21 protein-coding genes and 3 tRNA genes are annotated in these 26,122 nt (G+C 44.0%); 7 read left to right on the top strand and 17 right to left on the bottom strand.

The features are described from left to right. Positions 1 to 95: 95 nt before the first annotated feature. The 5 genes from LJ707_RS01925 to LJ707_RS01905 all read right to left on the bottom strand — a co-directional run bounded on the left by LJ707_RS01925 (position 96) and on the right by LJ707_RS01905 (position 4,513). Positions 96 to 386, bottom strand: coding sequence for a hypothetical protein (locus LJ707_RS01925; protein ID WP_228949041.1), 291 nt, complete (start codon positions 384 to 386; stop codon positions 96 to 98). Beyond that, complete coding sequence (locus LJ707_RS01920) at positions 383 to 646, bottom strand: helix-turn-helix domain-containing protein (RefSeq protein ID WP_133230799.1); 264 nt, start codon at positions 644 to 646, stop codon at positions 383 to 385. The genes LJ707_RS01925 and LJ707_RS01920 overlap by 4 nt, the downstream gene beginning before the upstream one ends. A gap of 119 nt (positions 647 to 765) precedes the next feature. Continuing rightward, the gene (locus tag LJ707_RS01915) at positions 766 to 2,034 is read right to left on the bottom strand and encodes a site-specific integrase (protein ID WP_228949040.1); all 1,269 of its coding nucleotides are present in this window, start codon (positions 2,032 to 2,034) and stop codon (positions 766 to 768) included. Between the two features lie 246 nt (positions 2,035 to 2,280). Then, positions 2,281 to 2,370 (bottom strand) — tRNA-Ser (locus LJ707_RS01910). A gap of 79 nt (positions 2,371 to 2,449) precedes the next feature. After that, positions 2,450 to 4,513, bottom strand: a complete 2,064-nt coding sequence (locus LJ707_RS01905) for an HD family phosphohydrolase (protein ID WP_228949039.1) — start codon at positions 4,511 to 4,513, stop codon at positions 2,450 to 2,452. Positions 4,514 to 4,629: 116 nt separating this feature from the next. Between LJ707_RS01905 and LJ707_RS01900 the strand changes: the two genes are divergently transcribed. The 7 genes from LJ707_RS01900 (at position 4,630) to LJ707_RS01870 (ending at position 9,994) form a co-directional block, all read left to right on the top strand. Beyond that, on the top strand, positions 4,630 to 5,487 hold the full coding sequence (locus LJ707_RS01900; protein WP_228949038.1) for an SPFH domain-containing protein: 858 nt from the start codon (positions 4,630 to 4,632) through the stop codon (positions 5,485 to 5,487). Positions 5,488 to 5,498: 11 nt separating this feature from the next. Beyond that, positions 5,499 to 6,017: a hypothetical protein gene (locus LJ707_RS01895; protein WP_228949037.1), complete on the top strand. Its 519-nt coding sequence runs from the start codon at positions 5,499 to 5,501 to the stop codon at positions 6,015 to 6,017. A 6-nt stretch (positions 6,018 to 6,023) separates the two neighbouring features. Beyond that, positions 6,024 to 6,194 (top strand): Arc family DNA binding domain-containing protein, encoded by a 171-nt coding sequence (locus LJ707_RS01890; RefSeq protein WP_228949036.1) that lies wholly within the window; start codon positions 6,024 to 6,026, stop codon positions 6,192 to 6,194. Positions 6,195 to 6,268: 74 nt separating this feature from the next. Next, on the top strand, positions 6,269 to 7,192 hold the full coding sequence (locus LJ707_RS01885; RefSeq protein ID WP_228949035.1) for a hypothetical protein: 924 nt from the start codon (positions 6,269 to 6,271) through the stop codon (positions 7,190 to 7,192). 113 nt (positions 7,193 to 7,305) lie between these two features. Continuing rightward, a complete protein-coding gene (locus LJ707_RS01880; protein ID WP_228949034.1) occupies positions 7,306 to 8,817 on the top strand; it encodes an MFS transporter in 1,512 nt (503 codons plus the stop codon). A gap of 50 nt (positions 8,818 to 8,867) precedes the next feature. After that, positions 8,868 to 9,599, top strand: coding sequence for a polyprenol monophosphomannose synthase (locus LJ707_RS01875; RefSeq protein WP_228949033.1), 732 nt, complete (start codon positions 8,868 to 8,870; stop codon positions 9,597 to 9,599). 321 nt (positions 9,600 to 9,920) lie between these two features. Then, positions 9,921 to 9,994, top strand: a tRNA-Pro gene (locus tag LJ707_RS01870). A 156-nt stretch (positions 9,995 to 10,150) separates the two neighbouring features. Here LJ707_RS01870 and LJ707_RS01865 read toward each other — a convergent pair. From LJ707_RS01865 to LJ707_RS01810, 12 genes are all read right to left on the bottom strand, one after another. Continuing rightward, positions 10,151 to 10,600, bottom strand: a complete 450-nt coding sequence (locus tag LJ707_RS01865; protein WP_228949032.1) for a pyridoxamine 5'-phosphate oxidase family protein — start codon at positions 10,598 to 10,600, stop codon at positions 10,151 to 10,153. 145 nt (positions 10,601 to 10,745) lie between these two features. Then, complete coding sequence (katG, locus tag LJ707_RS01860) at positions 10,746 to 13,022, bottom strand: catalase/peroxidase HPI (RefSeq protein WP_228949031.1); 2,277 nt, start codon at positions 13,020 to 13,022, stop codon at positions 10,746 to 10,748. Between the two features lie 195 nt (positions 13,023 to 13,217). Then, positions 13,218 to 14,465, bottom strand: coding sequence for a YeiH family protein (locus LJ707_RS01855; RefSeq protein WP_228949030.1), 1,248 nt, complete (start codon positions 14,463 to 14,465; stop codon positions 13,218 to 13,220). Between the two features lie 50 nt (positions 14,466 to 14,515). Beyond that, the gene (gene soxC, locus LJ707_RS01850; RefSeq protein WP_228949029.1) at positions 14,516 to 15,775 is read right to left on the bottom strand and encodes a sulfite dehydrogenase; all 1,260 of its coding nucleotides are present in this window, start codon (positions 15,773 to 15,775) and stop codon (positions 14,516 to 14,518) included. Positions 15,776 to 15,787: 12 nt separating this feature from the next. Then, complete coding sequence (locus LJ707_RS01845) at positions 15,788 to 16,462, bottom strand: c-type cytochrome (RefSeq protein WP_228949028.1); 675 nt, start codon at positions 16,460 to 16,462, stop codon at positions 15,788 to 15,790. Further along, positions 16,422 to 18,107: a hypothetical protein gene (locus LJ707_RS01840; protein WP_228949027.1), complete on the bottom strand. Its 1,686-nt coding sequence runs from the start codon at positions 18,105 to 18,107 to the stop codon at positions 16,422 to 16,424. The genes LJ707_RS01845 and LJ707_RS01840 overlap by 41 nt, the downstream gene beginning before the upstream one ends. A 12-nt stretch (positions 18,108 to 18,119) precedes the next feature. After that, entirely contained in the window at positions 18,120 to 19,454 is a 1,335-nt protein-coding gene (locus tag LJ707_RS01835) for a DoxX family protein (protein WP_228949026.1), read from the bottom strand. Positions 19,455 to 19,474: 20 nt separating this feature from the next. Further along, positions 19,475 to 20,824, bottom strand: coding sequence for a RagB/SusD family nutrient uptake outer membrane protein (locus tag LJ707_RS01830; protein WP_228949025.1), 1,350 nt, complete (start codon positions 20,822 to 20,824; stop codon positions 19,475 to 19,477). A 9-nt stretch (positions 20,825 to 20,833) separates the two neighbouring features. Next, entirely contained in the window at positions 20,834 to 23,932 is a 3,099-nt protein-coding gene (locus LJ707_RS01825; protein WP_228949024.1) for a TonB-dependent receptor, read from the bottom strand. A 344-nt stretch (positions 23,933 to 24,276) separates the two neighbouring features. Then, the gene (locus tag LJ707_RS01820; RefSeq protein ID WP_228949023.1) at positions 24,277 to 24,597 is read right to left on the bottom strand and encodes a co-chaperone YbbN; all 321 of its coding nucleotides are present in this window, start codon (positions 24,595 to 24,597) and stop codon (positions 24,277 to 24,279) included. Positions 24,598 to 24,845: 248 nt separating this feature from the next. Next, positions 24,846 to 24,918 (bottom strand) — tRNA-Cys (locus LJ707_RS01815). A gap of 11 nt (positions 24,919 to 24,929) precedes the next feature. Beyond that, on the bottom strand, positions 24,930 to 26,093 hold the full coding sequence (locus LJ707_RS01810) for a TlpA disulfide reductase family protein (protein ID WP_228949022.1): 1,164 nt from the start codon (positions 26,091 to 26,093) through the stop codon (positions 24,930 to 24,932). Between the last annotated feature and the right edge of the window lie 29 nt (positions 26,094 to 26,122).

Genomic DNA, 26,122 nt, shown 5'->3' with positions numbered 1-26,122 from the left:
ATTTCAATTTTAAATTATCTAAAAAGGTTAAAAATGTTACTACTAATTGTTCGAATGTAATCCCTAACTCTCCAGATAAAGGGATAACATTGATTTCATCCTGTTAAATCAGAGAAACTAAAATCACTCCCTCTCGGGTTAAATGATGGTTTGTAATCTATATAGCCAAAGGCACTAAGTTCCTGCACGCACTTGTGATAAGTCGATGAGGAATGTATTTTGGCCAGCTTCATAAGCATTTTTCTCGAAGCCCTTATCGGAGCCTTCCAGCCGTTATCTTCCCAGCAGCAAAGCAATGCAAGCAAGAAACTCATATGAATCGGCGTAATTCTGCCATCTTCCTGAGTACGTTTAATTAAGGGCGATAAACGCTCTCTTTCAATCATAGTTTATCCCCTTCTACCAACTTTCTAATTTCTTCAAGCTTGTAAAAAAAGATACTTCCAACTTTGCTATAATTTAATTTGCCGCTGATACGGAGTGCTTGCAAGGTATTGGGCGATATGTTCAGCATCCTCCTCACTTGACTGCTGCGCAGCCATTCACCGGCAGGCTGTTCTTTCCTATCAATAATCTTTCTGATGTCGCTTAACAATTCTTCTTTAAAGACCTGTAAATCTTCCTTCGTTATAATTTCAGTTGCCATTTTATATATTTTAGGCAAAGCTGCTGGTTCTTAGTTTAAGAAATTAACGAGCATTTCGGTACTACCGAAAAATAAACCCGACCGGCAAATCATTTAGCCAGCCGGGCATGTCAATGTATTTAGCTTATTGTGGTATCAGCACCAATGATCTGGTGCTCGGATATAAAATTATTTTTTTTCAGCCGCTTTTTAAGTTTGGCCATGTCCTCATTGACCTTGATACCGGTAACCTTCGCGTAATGCATAGTTTGACGTAAACTTTTATGCCCCATCATTTCCTTGATGGACTCCAGTGGTACATGGTTGGCGAGTGTTACGGTAGTTCCAAATGTGTGCCTGGCCATATGCGTTTTCAACTCTTTATTGATACCGCACATATCCCCTATTTCTTTCAGGTAAGCGTTGTACTTTTGATTACTCAATACAGGCAATAACTGATCTTTGATGATGCATTGCTCATTGTATTCATATTTGGCTAATATTCGTTTAGTGATTGGAAGCAATGGAATTATTGATGGCGTTCCCGTTTTTTGCCTTCCTTTATAGATTCTTAATTCACCATCGATACCAATATCAACTTCGGACTTTTTCAATTGCTTTACATCTGCAAATGCAAGTCCTGTAAAACAGCAGAAAATGAATACATCCCTTACCTGGCAAAGCCGGTTGTTTGTTATCTCTTTGTCAGCAATGGCCTGAATCTCCTCCTTTACCAGGAAAACTGTCTGAACTTCTTCTCTAATCTCATCAAATTTTGCGAACGGGTCATTTTTCAGCCAACCGTTATCGACGCAGGCGATAACTATTTTCTTCATGTTGGCAATATTTTTAAGGGCACTGTTATGGCCCATTTTTTTGACCGTCCTGAACCAGTGATAAAGCTTTTTAACAAACTCCAGATCGAGAGCAAGGATGTTGATTTCCCTGACATTATACTGCGAGTACAGGAACACGGACAAGTGGCGGTAAGTCGTATTGAAATTTGTCCAGGTACCTTTTGCCACGCCTTTCCCGATCATTGCTTTCATATCATCATTATGGCTTTTGAAAAGTGACATCAATTCCCGCTTGCGCTGCTCCGCACCACTCATTATGTCCATGATTGAAATTGCAGTCACAACCCGCCCGGATTCAATCAGCTGCTTGCGGGCATCATAGGCTTTGCTTTGCAATACATCCAGATAGTGATTCAATTCTTTTGCGTCCTCTTTACTACCGGACGCCCTGTTAGCGCCTGCACTCCATCTGGCAGCACTCCAGGTTCTTTTGACCGACACGTCCCTTGACAGGCCGTCCACTGTAATTCTAAGGTAAATGTACATGGTACCCTTGTCGGCATGACGTTGTTTCCTAAGGTAAAACAACATTCCAAAGCTTTTCTCTAACATAACTAAAAAATTAAAAGTTAATAAATATCGAAATGCAGCCTATAAAAGTCAAGATGTTTAGCTCCCGAACATGTTGTAGTTCAGTATTTTACAACGTTTCCAGTGTGACATTTCCACCAAAAAAATGTCACACTGAATGTCACACTAAAATTATGCGAAACCGGACATATTCTGAGCAACCCCGGAAACGAAAAAAGCCTGTAATTCAATGAATTACAGGCTTTTAATGTGTTTTGATTATCAATCTGGCGGTGAGGGAGGGATTCGAACCCTCGGTACAGTTTCCCGTACGTCAGTTTAGCAAACTGATCCTTTCGGCCTCTCAGGCACCTCACCTTTTTAAGTACGCCTCGTTTTTTTGAGGTCTGCAAATATAGTAAAAGTGCATACCTGTCAAAAAAAAAAGTGAGGTTTTTTAATATTCTATCCGCACATGGTAAATACTCATCAACATTCGTTTAAATATCGTTTTAATGGTTTCAATATCTTTCAACGTTATGTTGCTGTCTTTCAATTGATCCTGATCAAGTTTATATTTCACAATGCGGTCAACCAGGTCACTGATGGATTTTTGATTGGGCTCCTTTAACGAGCGCGAAGCGGCCTCAACCGAGTCGGCAAGCATCAAAACACCGGTTTCTTTTGAGAAAGGAATGGGTCCAGGATAGCGAAAAATATTCTCATCAATGAATTTTTCAGGAAAATTCTTCAAAAACGATTGGTAAAAGTAGTCTACCCGGGTGTTGCCATGATGCGTGCGGATAAAATCGGTTACAATATCGGGCAGGTTTGATTTACGAGCCATATCGATACCCTTGCTTACGTGGCGTATAATGATCTGCGCGCTTTCTTCATAAGGCAGTTTATCGTGCGGATTAAATGATGATGTTTGGTTCTCGATAAAAAATAACGGATTCTCTATCTTACCGATATCATGATACAACGCCCCTGCCCTAACCAGCAAAGCGTTGCCTCCAATTGCATATATGGCATTCTCGGCAAGGTTAGCCACCTGCAAAGAGTGCTGAAAGGTACCCGGTGCTGTAAAAGCCATTTCACGCAGCAAAGGCGAGTTAGTATTGGTCAACTCGATCAATGTAATGTCTGACGTTAGGCCGAACAATTTTTCAAAGGCGTAAATGAGCGGATAAGCGAGTAGCGTTAATAACACACTCACGGTAAATGGTATAAAATCTAACCAATCAATAGTAGCCAGGCTACCCTGCCTTATAAATGATATACCTAAAAAAGCCACAAAATAGGTAGCCGTAATAATCAAAGCCGATGTTAGGAACTGCTCGCGGCGTATCAGGTTTTTGATGGTATAAATAGCCACCATACCTGCCGTGATCTGGTAATAAGCGAACTCGAAGCTATTAGGTACAAAAAAGCCCGCTATAAGTACTACCAGCAAATGTATGTACAGTGCCAGCCGGGTATCAAACAATATCCTGATGATAATAGGTACAATGCAATACGGTATATAATACAATGTAGGTATTTGCAGCATAATAGCTATTGACAGTGTTGCCAGCATGGCAGTAACTACCATCAGTATGAGGCCTACCAAACGGTTGTCGCCATATATATCACGCCTGAAGAGGTACAGAAACACGATGAGCAATGTTATGGCCAGGCCTACCAGTAAAAACCGGCCAAACAATACCAGGTTAACATCGCCATCAATACGGGCATTATCTTCAAATGCTTTTTTGTATGATTGCAGTTTTTGAAAAATATCATCATTTACCACAGCACCTTTGGCCACAATGGTTTCGCCGCTTTGTACCATGCCCCGCGTAACTGATAAATTATCCAGGGCTTCTTTTTCTGATTTGGCGGTAAGCTTATCATCAAAAGTTAGATTCACCAGCAAGCGGTCGCTTATTAAATCAAGCAAAAAAGCCTTATCAATATCCTTACGTACGTTTAGCTGTTGCTCGCAATAGTTCAACGCCCTGTCGCGCGTAAACAGATCGTTTATATTTCTTTCTACAGAAATATTATTGTTAAGCACGCTTATATTAAGCGCTTCGTTGCGTTGATGCCTTTGATTTACCTTTATTATACCTTTGTTATAAACATCAGTAAGCAGGTTTACACCAATTGCCTGATATTTTTCTTTTTGATTATCAGGCAATCCGGCAGTATGCCATTTTATTTCCAGGTCGTTACGAAACCCTTCGGTTTGCTGTTTACCCATATCCCTGTCAAAACGGTATAAAGGTGTAATACTGGCCAGGGCTGTTTTGCGGTCGTTCTCAATCTCCTGCGGTGTTTTCAGTATAGCAAAGCTATAGGGCGATACCAAGTCTTTTTGATTCCATATCCTGCCCTTCTCAAACTCATACCTGAACTGGGCCTGCTTGGGTAGTGCCGCAACAATAAGACAGATACTGCCCAATATCATTAAAAACTTAATGTTGCGGGCATATTTGCGCAATAAAGCACGTCGTCGGGATGTAGAGATTTGCACCATTTATAAAGTTAACCTCTCAAAAATAATATAAGTTTCTGTGTTGCGTACTTTTTCTTGCATTTATCAAATCTTATTTGATATCTTTATGATATCATTTTAAAATCAAAACCAATATCATGGAAAACGAAAAAACCATCAATCCGCCTTCGGGATATGTTACCTTTACATTGTTTTTGGTACTAATAGCAGTATCAGGAATTTTGATATGGCAGGAGCTGGCGGTTATCGGCGTAATTGTATTTATACTTGACTTCTCGCTTGTATTGCCCGGTTTGGTAATTGTTAACCCTAATGAATCAAAGGTGCTGACACTGTTTGGTAAATACACCGGCACAGTAAAAAAGGACGGCTTTTTTTGGGTGAACCCTTTCACCGTAAAAAAGAAAGTATCGTTACGTGCATTCAACCTCAACGGCCAGCAACTAAAGGTGAATGATAAGGTAGGCAATCCGATTGAAATAGCTGCTGTAATTGTGTGGCGGGTAAAAGATACTGCCGCGGCAGTTTTTTCGGTTGAGAATTATATTCAATACGTTAACATACAAAGCGAGGCAGCGGTTCGCCACCTGGCCAACTCGTTTCCTTATGATCATTTTGAGGATGAGGATGCATCAATTACCCTGCGCGATGGTGCCGAGCATGTAAGCATATTGCTTGAAAAAGAACTTAACGACAGGCTTGCCCGTGCCGGTATTGAAGTACTGGAGGCCCGTATATCGCATTTAGCTTACGCGCCCGAAATTGCCAACGCCATGTTACAGCGCCAACAGGCTACCGCTATTATAGCCGCCCGCAAGCAAATTGTTGAAGGCGCGGTTGGCATGGTTGAAATGGCGCTTGACAAGCTTTCGGCTAAAAACATTGTTGAGCTTGATGAAGAGCGCAAGGCGGCTATGGTAAGCAATCTGCTGGTGGTGCTATGCGGCGAACGCAACGTGGCACCGGTAGTAAACACAGGTACACTATATCATTAATAACAAAGATTATGTTTGCCAGATTTGAAAACCGGAACATCAGCCAGTTAAACATGCAAAGGCATGGCTGGCTCAAACCCGAATATATACTTGGTGATGATGTGCGCAGCTACGGAAAACTCACTTTTAAAACCATCTCGTTTAAACACATGGGCTGGGCCGAACTGGCTGATGGCACACTAAGCTTTAAACTTGATGGCTTTTGGCGCAACCGCATAATGGTTACCGATGGCCAGGATGCACTTATTGGCACATTAAAAGTAAAAGCATTCAGTTTTACATCGGTTTTTACTTTGGCTGATGGCACCGAACTGGTGTTGAAGAAAACCTCATTCTGGAAAGCAAGATACCGGTGGGAAAGTAACATGTATGGCCCCTTGCTGCGCATTCATGTAAATGCTTTTTCAAAAACTGATGAGGTGTTCATTGAACAAAACACAGCGCCATTGCATTGGGTGCCGCTACTCACTTTTTTAGCCTTTTACTTAATAATTACCAAACAACGCCAGGCAGCAGCCTCGGGTGCATAATGTAACATGGCCGAAAAAAAAGCATTTATATTACGTATAAATCCTGACATGCTGAAAGAGGTTGAAACCTGGGCCGGCGAGGAGTTTCGCAGCACCAACGGGCAAATTGAATACCTTTTACAGCAGGCATTAAATGCGCGTAAAAAAAATAAAAAACGTAAAGACCCCCAACAGTAATAAAACAGGTTTACGGATACGTATGTATAATTGCAGGCGGTTTATTACGTTTACAACCTTGGGTAAACCAAACTATGAAGAAAGCAATACTTATCGTTTTTATATTGATACAATTACCCGGGTTTATTTTAGCCCAGGGCAATGATGAAGGCAGAAACTTAAAGCAACTTAAAGTTTTAACCGATAGCTTGAAGCATTTGGGGCAAAAATTAGTTAATGACCCCGACGACATGGAGCGCAAAAATGCCAATTACCAGTTCATCCGTACGCTGGTAGCCGCCCTGAAAGTTCCCAACTCTTTCAATTATTCGTTTGATAGCGTTAAAGCGGTAAGTGTGATCAATGCCCCTGATAACCGCTTTCGTATATTTAGCTGGCATATAGTAAACGAGGATGGCAGCTACCGCTTTTATGGCACCGTACAAATAAATACCGGCGGCCCGCTAAAAATGTTCCCCCTTGAAGATTATTCCCCCTTGCTAAAAAATCCGGAGGATTCTGTCACTGATAACCGTACATGGTATGGGGCTCAGTATTATAAAATTGCGGCGGTAAAAAGCGGTGCCACTCCCTATTATGTACTATTAGGATGGAAAGGTAATACTGTAAAATCAACTAAAAAAGTGATAGAGGTGATCTCATTTAACAGGAATGGTCAGCCTGTTTTTGGCGCTCCTGTATTTGATGGTAACGGCAAAACCCGTAAACGCGTGGTATTTGAATATGCACGCCAGGCATCAATGCTTTTACGCTACATCCCGGAGGAAAACATCATTGTGTTCGATCACCTCTCCCCACCCGACCAGCGCTCGGCCGGCAAACCTGAAACCTTTGGGCCTGACCTGAGCTATGATGCCTACCGCCTGAACAACGGCAAGTGGAAATATGCCGAAAACCTTGATATGCGCAACATTGCCACCTCGCAGGATCAGAATGAATATATTGACCCTAAAAAGCAAGCCATAAAAGACAGGCAGCAGGTGCCATCAAAGCATTAATATTAAACCCGCTTAACAGCACGGAATTTAAGTATGCTCAAGTGTAACACTTTCAACATTTAATTTTGATTTCGGGGATTTATGCTATTTTCGCAAAACCTCATAAAATTTAAATGGCAGAAACATTAACCCCAGCTTCTACCCCAAAGGGTAAGATACCACGCAGTATTCCTTTTATTATAGGTAACGAATTTTCAGAGCGCTTCAGCTTTTACGGCATGCGCAGTATACTGGCCATATTTCTTGTTAACCAGTTTTTTAATCCCAACCACATACCGGCACTAACCACTCAGGCCGAAGCACAATCAAACTACTACAACCACCTTTTTTCAACCCTGGTATATTTCACACCATTGTTAGGCGCTATCATGGCCGACTGGTTTTTTGGCAAATACCGGGTGATATTGATGGGTTCAATAATCTACACCTTTGGCCACTTCCTGCTATCCATTTTTGATAGCTCGCTAAACGGCTTTGTTGGCGGATTGATTGTTATAGCTATTGCGGCAGGCGGTATAAAATCATGCGTATCAGCTAACGTTGGCGATCAGTTTGATCATAATAACCAGCACCTGATGAGTAAAATTTATAGCTGGTTTTATTTCAGTATCAATGCAGGTTCAACCGTAAGTATATTGCTTATACCCTATTTGTATGAGCATTTTGGCGCATCAGTAGCATTTGGCGTACCCGGCATATTAATGGCGCTGGCAACAGTTATATTTTTTACCGGCCGAAAAATGTATGTTAAAGTACCCCCAAGCGGCATCCGTAAAGAAAACTTTGTAACCATCAGCCTATACACGTTAAAAGCCAAGTTAACTAATAAAGACAAAAGCAAAAAAGCCTGGAACCTTACTGAAGAAAAATACGGCAAAACAAAAACCGAAGCTATAAAAGCTGTTTGGAATGTAATGGCTGTATTTGCCTTTATCCCTATTTTTTGGGCCATGTGGGATATGAACAGCGCCGAATGGGCTTTACAAGCCGCAAAGCTCGATCTTGACCTGGGTATATTCGGCATACACATTTTGCCATCGCAGGTGCAGTTTGTAAACGCGCTGTTTCTGCTGATCCTTATCCCTGTATTCAATTATGGTGTTTATCCGTTGGTTGAAAAGATGGGGGTAAAACTTACGCCGCTTAAAAAAATCGGCGCTGGCCTTTTTGTAACCGGTTTAAGCTTTGTTATTATAGCGCTTGTACAGGTTAGTTTGCAAAACGGTCATCAGCCTTCAATATGGTGGCAAATAATGGCTTTCATTATCTTATCCGCTGGCGAAGTAATGGTATCCATCACAGGTTTGGAGTATGCTTACACACAATCTCCGCCATCAATGAAGAGTACCATGACCGGTATTTGGTACCTTACCTATTCAGTAGGTACATTCTTTACTACGCTTATTAACAAAAACATTTCTGAAAAAGGCTTTTTCGCCTATTTTGAGGGCGATAAATACTTTTGGCTGTTTGTGGGCATCATCGGAGGATTTTTCATACTATTCTTGTTTGTAAGCCCATATATTAAGGAACGCAGCTACCTGGTTGACGAAACCATTGCCAAAGGTTTGGGCATACAGGACGATAAAACACAGGAAATTCATCCGGATAACCCGATTGTTTAAAAAATTTGTTTGCTTTGCATACTTTTTTTTAACGATAGCGTTTACGAGTAGTGCCTGATAGTATTGTAATAATTCCTACGTATAACGAGAAGGAGAATATTGAGCGGATGATACGCAAAGTGTTCTCCTTACCGCATGATTTCCATATTCTTATAGTTGACGACGGCTCGCCTGATGGTACACAGCTAATAGTTGAGCGCCTGCAAACCGAATATACCGACAAGCTTTTTATGGAAAAGCGCGCCGGAAAGCAGGGATTAGGCACAGCCTACATTCACGGTTTTAAGTGGTGTATAGCGCGGCATTACGATTTTATTTTTGAAATGGATGCCGATTTTTCACACAACCCAAACGACCTATTAAAACTGCGCCAGGCTTGTATTGACGGCGCTGATGCTGCTATTGGCTCACGCTATATTAAAGGTGTTAACGTGGTTAACTGGCCCATGAGCCGTGTGCTTATGAGCTACTTTGCTTCTGTATACGTGCGCATGATAACGCGTATTGATATACAGGATTTTACAGCCGGATTTATGTGCTACAAGCGCAAGGTGCTGGAAACTGTACAACTCGATAAGATAAAATTTGTGGGCTATGCCTTCCAGATAGAGATGAAATATACCGCCATTAAGCACGGCTTTAAAGTTGTTGAAGAACCGATAATTTTTACTGACCGCACGGCAGGCGAATCAAAAATGTCAACCCGAATATTTCGCGAAGCATTTTTAGGTGTGATACAAATGCGCATCAACAGCATTTTTCGCAAATATCCGGAAGGTTGATGCAACCAGTTTAAGGTATTAAACCCGCTTTTGGCGGGTTTTTTTGTATAAATATGGGTGGTTAAGCATAGATATAAGAATTAATAAAAAATTATTCTGCTGATAATCTGCCAACTATAATATAAGTTATATAATTAAATTTGCAGGCTATTGCAATTACCCATTAAAAACTTACTTTTGCATGCGCTTCAGAAAAAACAACAACTGTTTATTTAAGCGAAAGTTCATTAATATAGCAAAGGTTCAACATCAGTTTACTGATAAAATACTTTAAATTTATTTTGCATTAAAGCATTAAAATTTTACCTTTGCAAACCCTTTCGGGATGTAGCGTAGCCCGGTATCGCGCCACATTTGGGATGTGGAGGCCGCAGGTTCGAATCCTGCCATCCCGACTTAAAGCGATACTAAAAAAACCTCTAAATATATATTTAGAGGTTTTTTGTTTTTATCATAATCTTACTGGAATATCGCGTACCCTGCTTGAACTTATCTGCACCTGGTTGTATAGAGGTAAAAGCCATGCCCCCTGTATCTTTCAGTACCGCCTTTTAGTTTTCAAAGCGACCAGTTATCTTATCGATCACGATTTTATAAATAACAAGTTCAACCTTATCACCAATATCGCTTTCGTGATCGGTAATACCGTGTGAAGGATGCCCATGAGGTGTGGTAACTAAGGGCATAATACGATGAATGATACTCTGCATCACCTGCTGCTTTTCTGCTATATCACTAATTTCAACAAAACGGCCCCAGGCTATCACACTCTTCCACTTAAAAATGCTTTGCAATTCATCTACTTCAAAACACACATCCGGGTTTTTCCGCATCATGTCAATTTTTTTACCCGATGCGGAGTGAGAATAAATGGTATTATCCTTAAAGACATAATTTACCGGTACCACATAAGTAACGCCATCAGCATGGCAACCAAGCCGACCGGTAAGATGCTTTGTAAGCAATTCAACGGCTTGTATTTGTGTTAATTCGCCCAACATAAATTCGTGTTTGTTTATGTAAAAATATAGCGTAAACAATCAAGTATTACTGATGCAACGCTGTCAAAAAAAATGTCCTTCATCACTTATAAATACAAAAGGCACCTTGCGGGTGCCTTTTATATTTATACTTAACAGGTCGTTATTATCGCGCTATATCAAACCTGTCTAAATTCATTACTTTATTCCAGGCGGCAACAAAGTCCTTAATAAACTTAGGTTGCGCGTCAGCGGTTGCATAAACCTCGGCCACGGCACGCAGTTCAGAGTTTGAACCAAATACAAGGTCGGCGCGGGTGCCTGTCCATTTTGCTTCACCTGTAGCGCGGTCAGTACCCTCATAAAGTTCCCTGTCTTCTGCCGCTGCCTTCCATGCGGTGCTCATATCAAGCAAATTCACAAAAAAATCATTAGTAAGCTGGCCAGGGCGATGAGTAAACACACCATGTTTTGAACCATCATAGTTAATTTGCAACACACGTAAACCACCCAGCAGCACGGTAAGTTCAGGCGCTGTGAGGGTAAGCAGTTGTGCTTTATCTATCAGCAGTTCCTCTGTTGATACTCTAATTTTTGATTTACGGTAATTACGAAAACCATCTGCCAAAGGCTCCAGGTAACCGAATGACTCAACATCGGTTTGCTCCTGCGAAGCATCCATACGGCCAGGTGTAAATGGTACGGTAATTTCATTTCCGGCATCCTTAGCCGCTTTTTCAATACCAGCGTTACCGGCTAATACGATCAAGTCAGCAAGTGATATTTTTTTACCGTTAACCTGTGTGCTATTAAATTGCTGCTTAACAGCCTCCAGCTTGTTTAATACGCTTTGCAATTGCGATGGGTTATTTACCTGCCAGTACCTTTGTGGTGCCAGGCGTAAACGGGCACCGTTAGCGCCGCCACGCTTATCAGAACCACGGAAAGTAGATGCCGAAGCCCATGCCGTAGAAACCAGTTCGGCCACACTTAAACCGGATGCTAATATGTTTGCCTTGAGCGTGGCAGCATCACTTTCATCTATCAAAGCATTATCAACCGCCGGGATCGGGTCCTGCCAAAGCAATTCTTCCTGCGGAACATCAGGGCCCAGGTAACGTTCACGCGGGCCCATGTCGCGGTGTGTTAACTTATACCATGCACGTGCAAAGGCATCAGCAAAAGCATCCGGGTTTTCCAAAAAGCGCCTTGAAATTTTCTCGTACGCCGGGTCAAACCTCAAAGCCAAATCGGTAGTAAGCATTGTTGGTTTATGTTTTTTCTCACTATCATAGGCATCCGGTATAATAGCTTCGTCGGTTTTAGCTACCCACTGGTGGGCGCCTGCCGGGCTTTTGGTAAGCTCCCATTCAAAACCGAACAAGTTCTCAAAAAAGTTATTGCTCCATTGTGTCGGCGTTTTTGTCCAGGTTACCTCAAGGCCGCTGGTAATGGTGTCGGCACCTTTGCCTGAGCCATATTTATTGTTCCAGCCAAAACCCTGCTGTTCAATACCTGCCGCTTCGGGCTCCTTGCCTACGTTATCCGCAGGGGCCGCGCCGTGCGTTTTACCAAATGTGTGACCACCGGCTATCAGGGCAACAGTTTCCTCATCATTCATGGCCATGCGGCCAAATGTATCACGAATATCCTTAGCCGCCATTATCGGGTCAGGATTGCCATCCGGGCCTTCGGGGTTTACGTAGATCAAACCCATTTGCACAGCAGCAAGCGGCTTTTCAAGGTCGCGCGAGTGAATATCACCATCAGCGTCATCGTCTGACACGAGTACACCATGGCCTTTTACACCATCTGAGCCATGCCCATAGCGCAGATCGCCGCCCAGCCAGGTTTTTTCCTCACCCCAATATACTGATTCATCCGGCTCCCATACATCCTCACGCCCGCCTGCAAAACCAAATGTTTTAAATCCCATTGATTCCAGCGCGATATTTCCGGTAAGGATCAACAGGTCAGCCCATGAAATTTTTTGACCATATTTTTGTTTGATAGGCCAAAGCAACCTGCGAGCCTTATCCAAGCTAACGTTATCGGGCCAGCTATTTAGCGGTGCAAAACGCTGCATACCTGCGCCTGCACCACCACGCCCGTCAGTAACGCGGTAGGTACCTGCGCTGTGCCATGCCATACGTATAAACAAACCGCCGTAATGGCCAAAATCAGCAGGCCACCAGTCCTGCGAATCTGTCATCAGCGCATGCAGATCAGCTTTTACAGCTTCCAGATCAAGGCTTTTAAAAGCCTCGGCATAGTTAAAATTCTCATCCAATGGATTAGTTAACGATGAATGCTGACGAAGCATGTTTACTTTTAATTGATTAGGCCACCAGTCGCGGTTACGCGTACCTCCACCGGCAACATTATGTTTTAAGGTGCCATTGTGAAAAGGGCATTTACTGATGTCATTTGATCCGTTTTCCATAATTTGAGTTATTTACTAAGCTATAATTTGATTGATAAAGTAAATTTAAGGCATTAATAAATACAATCACAATCAATATATTCTATGCCGAATAGCTAAAAACTATCAATGCCCATTTGTAGTTGAGAGATCACCGAACAATAAAAGGCCCCACAGAAATATATTTCTACGGGGTCTTTATGTAATATATCAGGTTTAGAATAACAAATAGGCAATAACCAAAGTGATCACCACATTAAAGCTTTGCGCTATTAAAAAGGCGTATATCGGTTTTTTGCTATCGCGATGTATCAGGTCACGAAAATTGGTTTCAAGCCCTATACTGGTGAATGCCAGCGCGAACCATAACCCCTGCAGGTTTTTTAATGGGCCCTTTACCGCCGCGGCCTGATCGGGCGAGATAAAGAAAGAGAATAATAATGATGCCGCTATAAATCCGATCACGAATTTAGGGAAGCGCTCCCAGATCACTTTGAGCGTAGGCTTGCTGTCAGCATCAGTTCCGGTAGCTTTTTTAGTATACGTCCAGTAAACTGAAATAACAAAGGCGGCAATACCTAATAACACATTTTGCGAGAATTTAACTATGGAGCTGATCTTTAACGCTGTTTCGCCAACAAGGCTACCTGATGCCACCACCGCGCCCGTGGTATCAATACTGCCGCCAAGCCAGGCTCCGGTAACTTCCTGCGATAGGCCCATCACCTTAGCCAGGTATGGCATAAAAACCATCATGGGTACAGCGGTTATCAGTACTAATGATATTACCAGCGACAGTTTTTTTGAATCGCCTTTTATAGCTCCTGATGTAGCAATAGCTGCCGATACACCGCAGATAGATACCGCGCTCGATAGCATCATGGTCAGTTCCGAATCTATCTTTAGTTTTTTACATACCCAGTATGAGAAATACCATACCGATACCACAACCACCAAAGCCTGTATCAAACCTAACGAACCCGCTTTCAGAATATCAGAAAATATGATGCTGGTACCCAACAGAACCAGGCCTACCTTTACATAAAACTCTGATGCTAATGCATCCTTAAACCATTGGGGCAGATTGAACAGGTTACCAATCAGCAAACCGATAATCAGGCTAAAAATAACAGCCTCAAGGTTAAGCGCCTTAGCCTGGCTACTGCCGGCTATTATAAGCGCCACTATAGTAAGTAAATAAACCAGCGGAAAAACTTTGAGCACCCCGGTTACTGATTTACCTGTAAATGCCGCGCCAATAACGGCTATTATAAGCACATAAACCAGTTGTATCAGTATATTCAGCAGATTGGCCGTACTTAATACCTTACCTGTCAGATCATCAGCGGCAGCCCAGCTAAACTCCGGCGCGGCAAGCAGCACACCTGCCAACGACAGTGTGATAATAATAAATCCTAACAGCACTACGGTCCAGTCTTCAGTTAAAATACTTTTATTCATCATAAATTTTTTGGTGGTTATAAGTTTCTGAATTTTAAGTTTGATATTATAATTTATTTTCTACTCTCGGGTTTAAACAATACCGAACCATCTCGCTTGATCTGCCATGCGGTAATGGGGTTAAGATGATACCCGCCCATATCGGCACCCCGGTAATCAATCAGTTGTTTAAGCGTAGGCTGGGTATAGCCGGTTTCGTCGGTTACGCGGCTGGCAATTTCGGTTTCGCCGCCATCCCAGTACCATAGCAGCCTGAAGTAAGTATGCGCTTTTGAAAGCACGGGCTCCTGTAATTGCGCTACCTGCCAGGTGCGGCCCGCATCAATGGTAACCTCAACTTTGGTTACCTTGCCCCTGCCCGTCCATGCCAAACCGCGGATCTCGTTCCAGCCGGGTTCAACCTTTGCGGGATATGATGGCGAGGTTATGATTGACCGCGCGTCCATCTCAAAACTGAACTGCCTTATTTTGTCTTTAACAGGATAAGTGTATTTACTGGTTTCTTCCCTCGTCATAAACGGCTGGTCAGAAAGTTCTATCCGCCTGAGCCATTTTACGTTCATGTTACCCTCCCATCCCGGCAACAGCAAACGGGCCGGATAACCCTGCTCCGGACGAATGGCCTCGCCGTTTTGACCGTATACGATCATGGCATCTTCCCAGGCTTTGCGGGTTGGTATACTACGGGTAAGATAGGCCGCATCAGCACCTTCGGCCAAAAACCAGTCGGCTTTGGGCTTAATGCCTACCTCTCTGAAAAGCGTCGACAACATTACGCCCGTCCACTCGCTCTGGCTTGTAAGGCCGCAAACTTCCTGCGCGGTCATGGTTTCTTTACCCGACCGAAAGTTACCTGAACATTCTAAAAAACAGATCCGGCTCACTGCCGGAAAACGTTTCAGATCACGCAGCGTAAACTTCATCGGCTTATTAACCATGCCGTGTATCAGCAGCTCATATTTTTCAGGGTCGATATTCGGTACCCCGGCATGGTGGCGCTCATAATGCAGATCAGACGGCGTTATCGGGCTTATCAGATCCTGCAAAGGCGTACGCGATGAAATATCCGAAGGTAAACGCTGTGGTTTCTCATACGGTGAGCGCCCTCCTATTTTGCTTGGCCCGGGGCCCGGCGTTATCAGTTCATCAGCTAAAGCATCATTTTTACGCCACCTGGCAGGCAACACGGGTTTAATGGTTTTACCTAATGATGTTTGAATGTATAATATACCTGCTGCGGCCATTCCGCCCAATATTTTTCGGCGCGATAACTTTGTTGGTTTGCTGCTACCTTCTTTGTGGTTCTGTTCCATTATCTGCTACAGCTATTTAACTTCGGGACCGCCTTTGCGGTCGTCATTAATATAATACTTACGCGCGGGCATTACTACCTTTGGCAAGCTGCGGGCATTCATTACTGCATCGGCAGCAATTATTTTGTTAGCACTCAGCAGGTATGCTGTTACAGCGTAAACTTCGTTATTGGTTAATGATTGCGGCGCATGGTAAGGCATGGCACGGCGTACATAATCAAACACTGTGGTAGCATAAGGCCAGTAATTGCCAATGGTGTTGGTTTTTCGGCTTGCAAAAACAGTATCGCTTACCAGCACAGGTGCAGGCAGTTTTATTCCTGCCTCCGCTTCACCGGTTTTACCATGGCAGGCTGCACATTTAGTTTGGTACACTATTTTACCCGCAACAGCAGTTCCCTGCCCTACGGGTAATCCCTGCCCATCCGGACTAACGTCAATATCCCACGCCTTAATATCAGCCGCTGTTGCCGCACGCCCTAACCCAAAGGTTGCTGGCCAGGGTACGGTATCAGTCAAGGGTAAAGCCGTATTTTTACCAAAGTTGCCTTCAACAAACGCTGCTGAAACTACCCAAAGCAAACCTGCCGCAAGCGGCAACCATATCAGCTTATTCCCTGCCCTGCAATTGTGCATCTGCTTTGTTTTAATATTTACCTGCGGATAATGTGCTTTGCGGTAAGGCATATTTACGCGTATACCTGTCAAGCACTACATAAATAGAATCACGGTTTTCATTGATACCTTCAAGCACCACACGCGAGCCATCCGTAGTATGGTAATGCAATACCAATCGTTGGCGTTTAGGCTCTTTCACCTTTTCGGCGAACTCACGGTCGCGGCGGGTTGACCATGCCCTTTTATCGATCATATCACGCTCATTGCCGATGTGTGCAAGCGCGGCCTTGCTTATCCAGTTATCCGCTTTTTCTTTTTTTGCTGATGACTTATCACTCTTTGCATCCGCACCGGACTGCCTTCTTCTCCGGTTAGCCGCTGCGTTCTTATTTTGTAGATACAGCACATGGTCAACCGTGTCGGCATAATAATGGAAGGCCCGTTGCCCGCCTGCTGTACCGGTGATCTCGAACGTGCGCAGAATATCCTTCATCGGGCTGCCGCCGCCGTTTGATAGATCAAGCCATGCGGGTTTGTTTACTTTGAAGGTTAGCGTTGTCCAGTTCTCGAATGTAGCCTGTTGCCATCGCACGGTATCAAGCGGCGAGTATGGTATTACCTTATTATTGATACGGAATTCCGTTACATAATAATTACCTCTCAATGCCTTTACACCCGCTGTTGATGGCTGCTTGTATGGATCGTAATTAAAGTTGATCACTTCGGTATAGGTTAATACACCAAAAAATATAATAAAGGTTAAAGCCTTTAAACCAATACGTGCATACTTTCCAAATCCTGTTGAAAGGTCAGGGTAATACCTGAGCGGCACAGTAGTTTTTTCCTGTACCAGCAGGCGATATAAATTGGGAATATCATCCGCCAAAATAAAGCCACCTAACAGCACAAAGTAAAAAGCGTAAACATGTACCCCGCCATCATAAGCGTAATTTACAAACGTAATATCAAACAACGCGGCGGCAAGCAATAGTGCACCATAGGTTGTTGTTTTACGGAAGAATAGCATGGCACCTGCCGCAACTTCAACAATACCACCAAACACCTGGTACCAGGGCACAATACCTACCGATAGCCAATAGATTTTTTGCGAGGTAAAGTCGCCAAAATCAGTATTCAGCAAGCCCAGTGATGGATAAGGCATTTGAGTTGGAAATAATTTGGTGAAACCAAAACCAATAATGCCGATACCTGCACGGTAACGCACCACCACGCGCAGCCAGTAATACAGTATATGATACTCCTTTCGCTTACGGTCAAGCGCCGTCCAGATCAGGGCACCGGCTACGGCTATCAGTAAGGCATAGCCCCACTCTTTGTAATCCGATAAAAAGCTACGCTCATCCGCAGCAGCGGCGGCAGTGTTGGCTTTTTTAGTCCGGAAGCCCTTGGTGTTCACGGTATCTGATTGTGACTGTGTGATGCTTTCATAACCCCTCTTTTCGCCAAAAAACTGGCTATAGTTGGGCGAAAATCTTGCAATATCATATATATCACGGTAATGCGGGTGCAGCCAATCAATGGTCAACGCGTTCACGTACCAGCGCCCATCCGTAGGGATTGACAGCAGAATAAAGAATATGAACGCGATGCGAAACCCAAATCTTTTTAGCGGCTTCCATGGTTTACGCTGTGGTGCCGGGGCATTGGCCTGAGCCGGTTCGGCTACTGCCACTTGTTCTTCTAAAACAGACATAGCTTCGTTTGTTTAAAGTTTTATTTTTTCTCTTCTGTCCTGTAGTAACAGGTATTTTTTTGGCACCCTGTCAAGCACCACGTAAATGGAATCCTGGTTTGGTATACGTCCGGATAATGCCAGTGTACTATCGCTCAGCCAGCTATAGTTTAGCGTCAGCTTTTCATCGGCATAATGACGGTTCTTGTTTTGCAGGTGTAACACATGCTGAACTGTATCCGCCGTATAGCTGTAGTAATGCCTGCCGCCTGAGCCTGCCAGTTCGTAATCTCTTTCGTTATCATTACGGCTGGTACGCTCGTAATTAGATGTTTGTAATACAACCGGCCTGTTTGAGCGTATGCTGATGGTAGCCCATTTCTCAAACACCACATCGCGCCAGCGAACAGGGTCGGTAGCTGAATATGGGTGGTCCTTTTGATTTAACCTGAACTCGCGCACATTATACAGGCCCGCGCTGTTGCTAAGCCCGGTCGACTTAGGGAATTGGTATGGGTCATTTTTATAACCATCTGATGCCTTGAAGCCATAGATCAGCACAAAAAACAGGATGACGAATACTTTGGATGCCACGCGTACAACAGCCAGCCTGCCCGGATACGACGGCTTATAATGTACCGGTGTGGTTGGCTTCTCCTCACCTATCAAACGGTGTATACGTAGCGCATCCTGTGCCAAAACAAATAGCGCTAACGATAGCAGGTAAAAGCTGTAAACATATTCTCCACCCTCATAAGCCAGGTTAGATATAAACACGTTGCCCGTAAATATCAGGATGATGATAGCACCAACAGATGCCGTCCTCCTGAAAAACAACAGCAGCCCCGCCAGCACTTCTATCCCGCCTAAAAAGGTTTCGTATGAGGGTACTATACCCAGGCTAAGCGAGAAAACCTTCCAGTCGTTATAATCGCCATAGCTGGTATTAAGGTTACTGATGGATGGGAAAGGTGCCTGCAAAGGGAATACTTTGATAATACCATAACCTATGATGCCGATAGCCAGGCGATAACGCACGATAACACGCAACCAGTAATAAAGCCTGTCATGATCATTGTCGGTTAGTTTTTCAGCTCTTTTTGCCCAGGTGAATGCGCCAACTAAAGCTATAATGGCTACAATCAGCCAGTTCAAAAAGGTGTCATCTCCAAAAAAGGATGGGTTAAAGCGCGTCAGGTTAAATATGTCCTGGTAATCCAGCTTTAGCCAGTTGATGAAGAATAGCCGGGCAAAATAGCCTGTACTGATTGGCAATGATTGCAGCAGGAAGTAAATGAACGCGAAGCGGAAAACGTTCCGCTCGGTTGCCGACCAATGGCGGTCGTCGTTTAAAATACCTGTACTCATTTTTTTATGCTTTAAATAGATTAATAACCCGGGTTATTTGGCAACAGCGACGGATCGATCTGTATCTGCTCCTGCGGAACAGGCAACAGTAATTTGTTTGGATCAGCTATTTTCAGCACCGCCTGCGCACGGCCGGTACGCACCAAATCAAACCAACGATGCGGCTCAAGCGCGAATTCTATACGGCGTTCCTGCTCAATAGATAGTAAAAGAGCAGCCTGTGTTGTTGATGTAGTGGCAGCTAAACCGGCACGGTCACGCACGGCATTCAAATCAGCACGTGCGCCTATCAGGTCATTAGCCGAGCCTAATTGCGCCCTTGCCTCTGCGCGGATCAGGTACAGTTCCGCAATACGTATCACAAAGCTTGGGTCAGCAGCCGGTGTGCGGTAATACAGATTACCATACCAACGCCCCTGGTTATCCTGAGCAACAAGTACATTACGGTTACCGCCCGAGTCAGGTTTATTTACCAGGGCTACAAAGGCATCATTAGGTGCCCATTGCCGGGTACCGCCGTTGGTTTGCGGCTGCCACTGGTTACGATGATTGTTCAACTCGTTTGCACTGTAAAAAATCTCAAAAACCGATTCCTGTGTACCACGCACGTTATTGGCGAAAAACGCGCTGTAAGGTTTAACCAACGCGTAGTTATTATCACCTATTAATTTTGTGGCATACTCCTCGGCCTTAGCCCAGTCCTTTTGGTAGAGGTAAAACCTGGCTTTTAAAGCCCATACCGTTTTGCGGGTTGCACGGTAACGGTCGGTGGTTTCAGTTAATAAAGGTTCGGCAGCGTTAAGGTCATTCAATGCCTGCGCATATACCTCGGCTACCGGCCTGCGGCCAATACCTACGTTATCAGCAGGGCTGTTAGTGGGTTTGGTTATAATAGGCGCGGCCCCCCAGGTACGCGCCAGATCAAAGTAAGATAACGCGCGGATAAAGTATGCTTCGCCCAAAATCTTATTCTTATCAGCGTCGGCAAACGAGGCATCCTGTACGCCGGGAACCTTGTCTATAATATGGTTAGCCCTGCTTATGGTATAATAAATGGCTGTCCATGCACCGCTGATGGTGGCATTGCCTGTACTTACATTATGGTTTATCAGCTCCTGCACCTGCGATTGTGAACCGGTCCATTGAATATTATCTCCGGACAGGTAACCTATCGACTGGAAAGTGGTGCTGTAATAACCACCCGACGCCAGTTGTGAATAAACCCCGTTAAGTGCGGTTTGTGCCGATGCCTTGTCAAAAATGGTTTGTTCGTCAGATATCGATGCCCTTGGCTCAACATCAAGGTACTTTTGGCACGAGGCTGCCGAAAGCGATAAAACAAATAATATGATGTATGATTGAATTTTCATGATGATTACTTAGAATGTTACGTTTACGCCTATTTGGAAAGAACGGGGTTGCGGTGGAGTACCCAAGTCAATACCCTGCTCGTTTTGCGCACTGCTCGCGCTTGATTCCGGATCAAGGCCGGTGTATTTAGTTACTGTGAACAGGTTGGCACCTATGGCATACACGCGCAGATTTTGAATACCTACTTTTTGCGTTAGTGTTTTTGGCAGTGTGTAACCCAATGTTAATGAGCGCAGGCGAAGGAATGAACCATTCTCCAGCCAGCGGCCACCGCCATCTTTATAGTTATTATTGTTTATACCATCAGGGCGTGGGGTATCGGTTATATCGCCGGGTTGCTGCCACCTGTCAACATTGCTGGCAAATATTACACGGGCCGCATCACGGGCACCGCCTGCTTCGCCAAAAAACCGGTTATGGTTGTAGATTTTATTACCATATGAGAATGACAGCAACGCGCCCAGATCAAAAGCCTTGTAAGTAAGGTTGGTGGTTAAGCCTCCATAGTATTTAGGCCATATGCTGCCTAATATCTGGCGGTCATCGGCAGTGATCTTACCATCGCCATTGTAATCTTCATAAATCACGTTGCCGGTTTGCGGGTCAACACCCAGCTCCTTATATACCCAGAATGAATACAGCGGGCTACCCTCCTGTTGCAGTATCAGGTCGCGGCTGCCAAAACGGATAGGGCGTTCCAACTTTTCAATTTTGTTGATATTGCGGGATACATTTAAGCTTGTTGTCCAGGTAAAATCTTTTGTTTTAATGTTAGTTGAAGTAATAGCAAGTTCAAAACCTTTATTGCTTATCTCGAAATTGTTAGTAGATACACCTGAGAAGCCCTGGGTTGCAGCAAGCGGACTAAATATTATACCATCAGATGTGTATTTACGGTAGTAGTTAAATTCAACACCTAAACGGTTGTTGAAAAAAGCCACGTCAACACCTACGTTAAACTGCGACGTGCGCTCCCAATGTAAATCGGGATTGGATAACTGCTGCGGTGCAGTGCCCGGATTACCCTGATAAGATGCACCGCTGGCCCACAAACCTAATGATGCAAAATCTGACGCGCCGGCCTGGCTGCCTGTTATACCATAGCTGGTACGCAGTTTTAAGTCGGTAAGAAAGCCTGCATCTTTCAAAAAGTCTTCTTCCTTAATATTCCATGCCGCGCCTACGCCGGGAAAATATCCCCACTTTTTGTTATCACCAAAGGCTGATGAACCATCGGCACGAACGCTGGCATCAAACAGGTATTTACCGGCAAAATTATAATCAACCTTGGCAAAAAACGAGGCAAGGTTACGTTTTGACCAGCTTTCAGATCCGGTTGTAACCGCTGCCGATGAGATCAGCTTGTAAGAGTTATTGGCAAAGCCGGTTCCCTGTGCAAAGGTGCGGCTGTAAACTGTGCTTTGGAGTGTATTACCTATCAATATACCAAACGAATGTTTATCGTTAATTTTTTTGCGGTAGGTTAAAGTTTGTTCATTGATTAATGAACTGCGGCGGCCTAATGATGAGGTAGCTAAACCACTTGGCGAACCTGACAATAAAAAAGTATTCCAGTATTCAGATTCATCATAGTTATTATAATCGGCACTAAAGCTCGAGCGGAATTTCAGGTTAGGTAATATATCCCATTCGCCGTAAACGTTACCTATATAGCGTAAACTGGTTGAGTTTACATCGTAGTTATCTAACAGTAACTGTACGTTATCAAAACCCGCACGGCCCACCAAAACACCCTGATCATTATAAGGTGACAAATAGGTTGGCGTATGCAATGCGGCCTGCAAAATACCACCTGCCGGGCCATCACCCGCACGGCCCTCGTTACGGAAAGTGCGCGAAAAACTATTGCTTGTACCAATGGTAACTTTATCACTCAGTTTTTGGTCAAAATTGGCTTTAAAGCTGGCACGATCAAAGTCGATCGGACGCAATATTGATTCCTGCTTGTTATAGCCCGCTCCCAAATAATACCTTGAACCATTATTACCGCCGCTTACCGAAACATCATAATTTTGCAAACGGGCAGTGCGGAACACCTGGCCCAGCCTATCGTAAGTTTGCTGATCCTGCGGGTTACCACGACCGGTAGGGAACGTGGTTGTAGCCGGTTGAAACGGCACTTTAGTCGGATCTCCGCCTGTGTTTATGAAATTTTCATTAACAAGTTCAGCATGTTCAGGTCCGGTGGCCAATTCCCATAACTTGGCAGCTTTTGACCATCCCTGCGATATATTAAGATCAACCTTTGGTTTTTGATTAAACTTGCCACGCTTGGTTGTAACAATAATGGCACCGTTTGCACCTCGTACACCATAAAGTACGGTAGCCTCGGCATCTTTCAATACGGATATGCTTTCAATGTCATTCGGGTTAATATCCGCGATTGGTGAGGTAGCCTTACCGCCTGTGCTGTAGGTTTGCAAGCTGCCGTTCTCAATAAAAACGCCATCAATAACATACAACGGATTATTGTTGCCGTTTATACTTGTTGCGCCGCGAAGCCTTACGTTAATAGTTTCGCCGGGTACGCCTGTATTGGTGCTGATCTGCAAACCGGCAACTTTGCCCTGTAATTGCGATTCAAAGCTGCCACCCGGTAACGCTTTTACATCATCCAGCTTAGCTTTGGTTACCGAGCCTATCAGGTTGCGTTTTTCCTGAGTACCATAGGCAACTACCATTACCTCATTAAGCTCGTTGGTAAGTGCCTTTAGGCTGATGCTTATATTTTCGCCTGTGGCATCAATTTCATGTTTTTCGTAACCGATGTAAGTGATGATCAGCGTATACGGAAATTTTTGACCTGTGGTAAAAGTGAACTTTCCATCAGCATCCGTAACTACCTGGTGTGTAGTGCCTTTTATTTGTACCGATGCACCCGGAAGTGGTTCGCGGGTTTTTGAATCTAAAATTTGTCCGTTAAGTTTTGAGTTGATAAGCGGTGGCTGGTTTTGCGCACCTGCCCATAACGGTATAAATACTATTAGTGCTAAAATTATTTGTAACGTGTGCTTAATAAACCGGGAACTACCCGACCAAGGCTCACGCTGAGAACTTTCAATAATGTTGAAGTAACGTTGTTGCATTTTTATTTTGGGTTGAATTATTAATAGCGCAGGCATGGCAAAGCACACCCTGACCATTGTTATACAATAGGGATAATTTGAATTAAACTACAGGGATTGCGTAACGCAACGATTAGTGAAATGCTGTGTGCAGGTCGTTACGCTTTATTGAGGTACACGTACTATGCACAGCAGCAACAACAACATCGCATGGCGGTGCCGGTGTGCTTGTTGTGTAACTGATAGTAGCGTGTTTTCATGATGTGATTATTTGTGGTTAAATACTGCTGTTTGTACTGAACGGAAGCAAATATAAAGATAAATTTCACAAACACAACAAAATCTATAGAAATAGTAGTATTTAATTATGCAAGTAGAGCATTTATTTTAATATCAATATCCTTATACGGTATAGCGCCTGTATGTTGGCCAACTACACGGCCATTTTTAATAAAAATAAGTGCGGGGATATATCGTACCGAAAATTGTGCGGCCAGGTCCGGCTCGTCATCAACATTAACAGAAATAATGCTGATCTTTTTATTGTACTCCTGCTCAAGCGCGTTCAAAACAGGTTTTAACATAGCGCATGATGAGCACCAGGGTGCCCAAAAACTGTAAATAAGCAAGCTCTCAGCATCATTAGCCTGATGGTAAAAAATATGTGAGTCAAAATCAGCCATCATTTCATCAATGTAAAAAAAAGGAGCGGCTACAATGACTTCAGCCGCTCCTGCTGTGTAGTTACACCCTAACACAGTTTGTTTGACCTGTTGCCGGCATTGCGCCGGTTTTCAAGCCTCCGGGATGCTATCGCAGCCGCCCGTGGAATAAATAGTCAGTTAATAGTTAAAGCTTTAGTTGAAGTATTGGCCCGGCGCTCTCGCGCCGGGGCCATCTTCAGCAGCACAAAGAACCACCACTTGTGCTAAGAGAGGTTGGGAACGGATTCGAACCGTCGTAAAAGGTTTTGCAGACCTCCGCCTGACCACTCGGCCACCCTACCTGTTGTACTATGTTATTTGCTGCCTGCACTTGCCGTAGCAAGGTTCTTGTCGCTTTTGTATATTTCACCAAGCTTTGCAGCCAACTTGTCGCCGGTAAGGTTTTTAGCTACGATCCTGCCATCAGGGCCTACCAAAAAGTTTTGCGGTATTGCCCTTACACCATAAAGCTCGGCTACCTCATTTTTCCAGTATTTCAGGTCAGATACCTGTGTCCAGGCCAGCTTATCATCTTCAACGGCTTTAATCCATGCATCACGCTTGCTATCCAGCGATATACCAAGTATGGTAAAGTTTTTATCCTTGTATTGATCGTAGGCTTTTACCACATTGGGGTTCTCGTTGCGGCAAGGGCCGCACCACGATGCCCAAAAATCAACCAGTACATATTTGCCTTTAAATGAGGCTAAAGAAACCGGCTTACCATCCTTATCGGCCTGGGTAAATTGAGGAGCCGTAGCGCCAACGGCTGTTTTTTTCCAGCCATCCAGCCATTTTTGATATTGCGCGCCCGCTTTGCTGTTTTTAACCTGCTTTGATAGCCCGGCATAAAAAGGCTCAACATCGGCCGCTTCCGGAAAATATCCGCCGTAGGTTTTTAATGCCTCAAGCGCTATCAATGAGTTTGGGTGTGATTTAATAAATGGCGCCAGCGCAGCTTTCTGCTCATTCTCAATAGCCTCTACCCTTTTGTCAAGTTCGGCTTCGGCCTGGCTGGTTTGCTGATGTTTTGGCAAACTGCTGTAAGCCCGGTATTCTGCCCGTAACTTATCATTATAAGGTTTTAATGCAGTGCTAAGCTCAATATTATCTTTGTTGAGCTGCCCTGCTTGTATTGTTGCTTTTGCTACCGAGTCAGCAGCTTGCAGGTTGATGTTACCATTTTCAAGATACAGCGGCAACCTGTCGGCATTGCGTTGCTGCTGATAGTTTTCGTTGTTGCGGGTAACTGTTAAAGTAGCTTTTGTAGCCTCAGGCAGTGAGCCTTTAAAAACAAAGCTACCCTTTTGCACTTCTGCCGAATCAACTACGGTACCTGCATCGGTACGGTACTGCAGATATGCTTTGCCGCTTGAGTTGATATTGGAGATATTGCCCTTTATGTTATAATTTATTTGTTGCGCAAACAAAACCGTAGGCAATGCCAAACCGGCAGCCAGTAATGTATATTTTTTCATGATGATGATGTCAGTTAGTTGTTAATAGA

The sequence above is a fragment of the Mucilaginibacter sp. UR6-1 genome (genome assembly GCF_020880975.1).
Taxonomy (GTDB): domain Bacteria; phylum Bacteroidota; class Bacteroidia; order Sphingobacteriales; family Sphingobacteriaceae; genus Mucilaginibacter.
This window is presented reverse-complemented; position numbering and strand designations above follow the sequence as displayed.

Excerpts from the sequence above, each read along its gene's own strand:
- LJ707_RS01925 (WP_228949041.1), bottom strand. The coding sequence starts at position 386 with ATGATTGAAAGAGAGCGTTTATCGCCCTTAATTAAACGTACTCAGGAA.
- LJ707_RS01920 (WP_133230799.1), bottom strand. The coding sequence starts at position 646 with ATGGCAACTGAAATTATAACGAAGGAAGATTTACAGGTCTTTAAAGAA.
- LJ707_RS01915 (WP_228949040.1), bottom strand. The coding sequence starts at position 2,034 with ATGTTAGAGAAAAGCTTTGGAATGTTGTTTTACCTTAGGAAACAACGT.
- LJ707_RS01905 (WP_228949039.1), bottom strand. The coding sequence starts at position 4,513 with ATGGTGCAAATCTCTACATCCCGACGACGTGCTTTATTGCGCAAATAT.
- LJ707_RS01900 (WP_228949038.1), top strand. The coding sequence starts at position 4,630 with ATGGAAAACGAAAAAACCATCAATCCGCCTTCGGGATATGTTACCTTT.
- LJ707_RS01895 (WP_228949037.1), top strand. The coding sequence starts at position 5,499 with ATGTTTGCCAGATTTGAAAACCGGAACATCAGCCAGTTAAACATGCAA.
- LJ707_RS01890 (WP_228949036.1), top strand. The coding sequence starts at position 6,024 with ATGGCCGAAAAAAAAGCATTTATATTACGTATAAATCCTGACATGCTG.
- LJ707_RS01885 (WP_228949035.1), top strand. The coding sequence starts at position 6,269 with ATGAAGAAAGCAATACTTATCGTTTTTATATTGATACAATTACCCGGG.
- LJ707_RS01880 (WP_228949034.1), top strand. The coding sequence starts at position 7,306 with ATGGCAGAAACATTAACCCCAGCTTCTACCCCAAAGGGTAAGATACCA.
- LJ707_RS01865 (WP_228949032.1), bottom strand. The coding sequence starts at position 10,600 with ATGTTGGGCGAATTAACACAAATACAAGCCGTTGAATTGCTTACAAAG.
- katG (WP_228949031.1), bottom strand. The coding sequence starts at position 13,022 with ATGGAAAACGGATCAAATGACATCAGTAAATGCCCTTTTCACAATGGC.
- LJ707_RS01855 (WP_228949030.1), bottom strand. The coding sequence starts at position 14,465 with ATGATGAATAAAAGTATTTTAACTGAAGACTGGACCGTAGTGCTGTTA.
- soxC (WP_228949029.1), bottom strand. The coding sequence starts at position 15,775 with ATGGAACAGAACCACAAAGAAGGTAGCAGCAAACCAACAAAGTTATCG.
- LJ707_RS01845 (WP_228949028.1), bottom strand. The coding sequence starts at position 16,462 with ATGCCTTACCGCAAAGCACATTATCCGCAGGTAAATATTAAAACAAAG.
- LJ707_RS01840 (WP_228949027.1), bottom strand. The coding sequence starts at position 18,107 with ATGTCTGTTTTAGAAGAACAAGTGGCAGTAGCCGAACCGGCTCAGGCC.
- LJ707_RS01835 (WP_228949026.1), bottom strand. The coding sequence starts at position 19,454 with ATGAGTACAGGTATTTTAAACGACGACCGCCATTGGTCGGCAACCGAG.
- LJ707_RS01830 (WP_228949025.1), bottom strand. The coding sequence starts at position 20,824 with ATGAAAATTCAATCATACATCATATTATTTGTTTTATCGCTTTCGGCA.
- LJ707_RS01825 (WP_228949024.1), bottom strand. The coding sequence starts at position 23,932 with ATGCAACAACGTTACTTCAACATTATTGAAAGTTCTCAGCGTGAGCCT.
- LJ707_RS01820 (WP_228949023.1), bottom strand. The coding sequence starts at position 24,597 with ATGATGGCTGATTTTGACTCACATATTTTTTACCATCAGGCTAATGAT.
- LJ707_RS01810 (WP_228949022.1), bottom strand. The coding sequence starts at position 26,093 with ATGAAAAAATATACATTACTGGCTGCCGGTTTGGCATTGCCTACGGTT.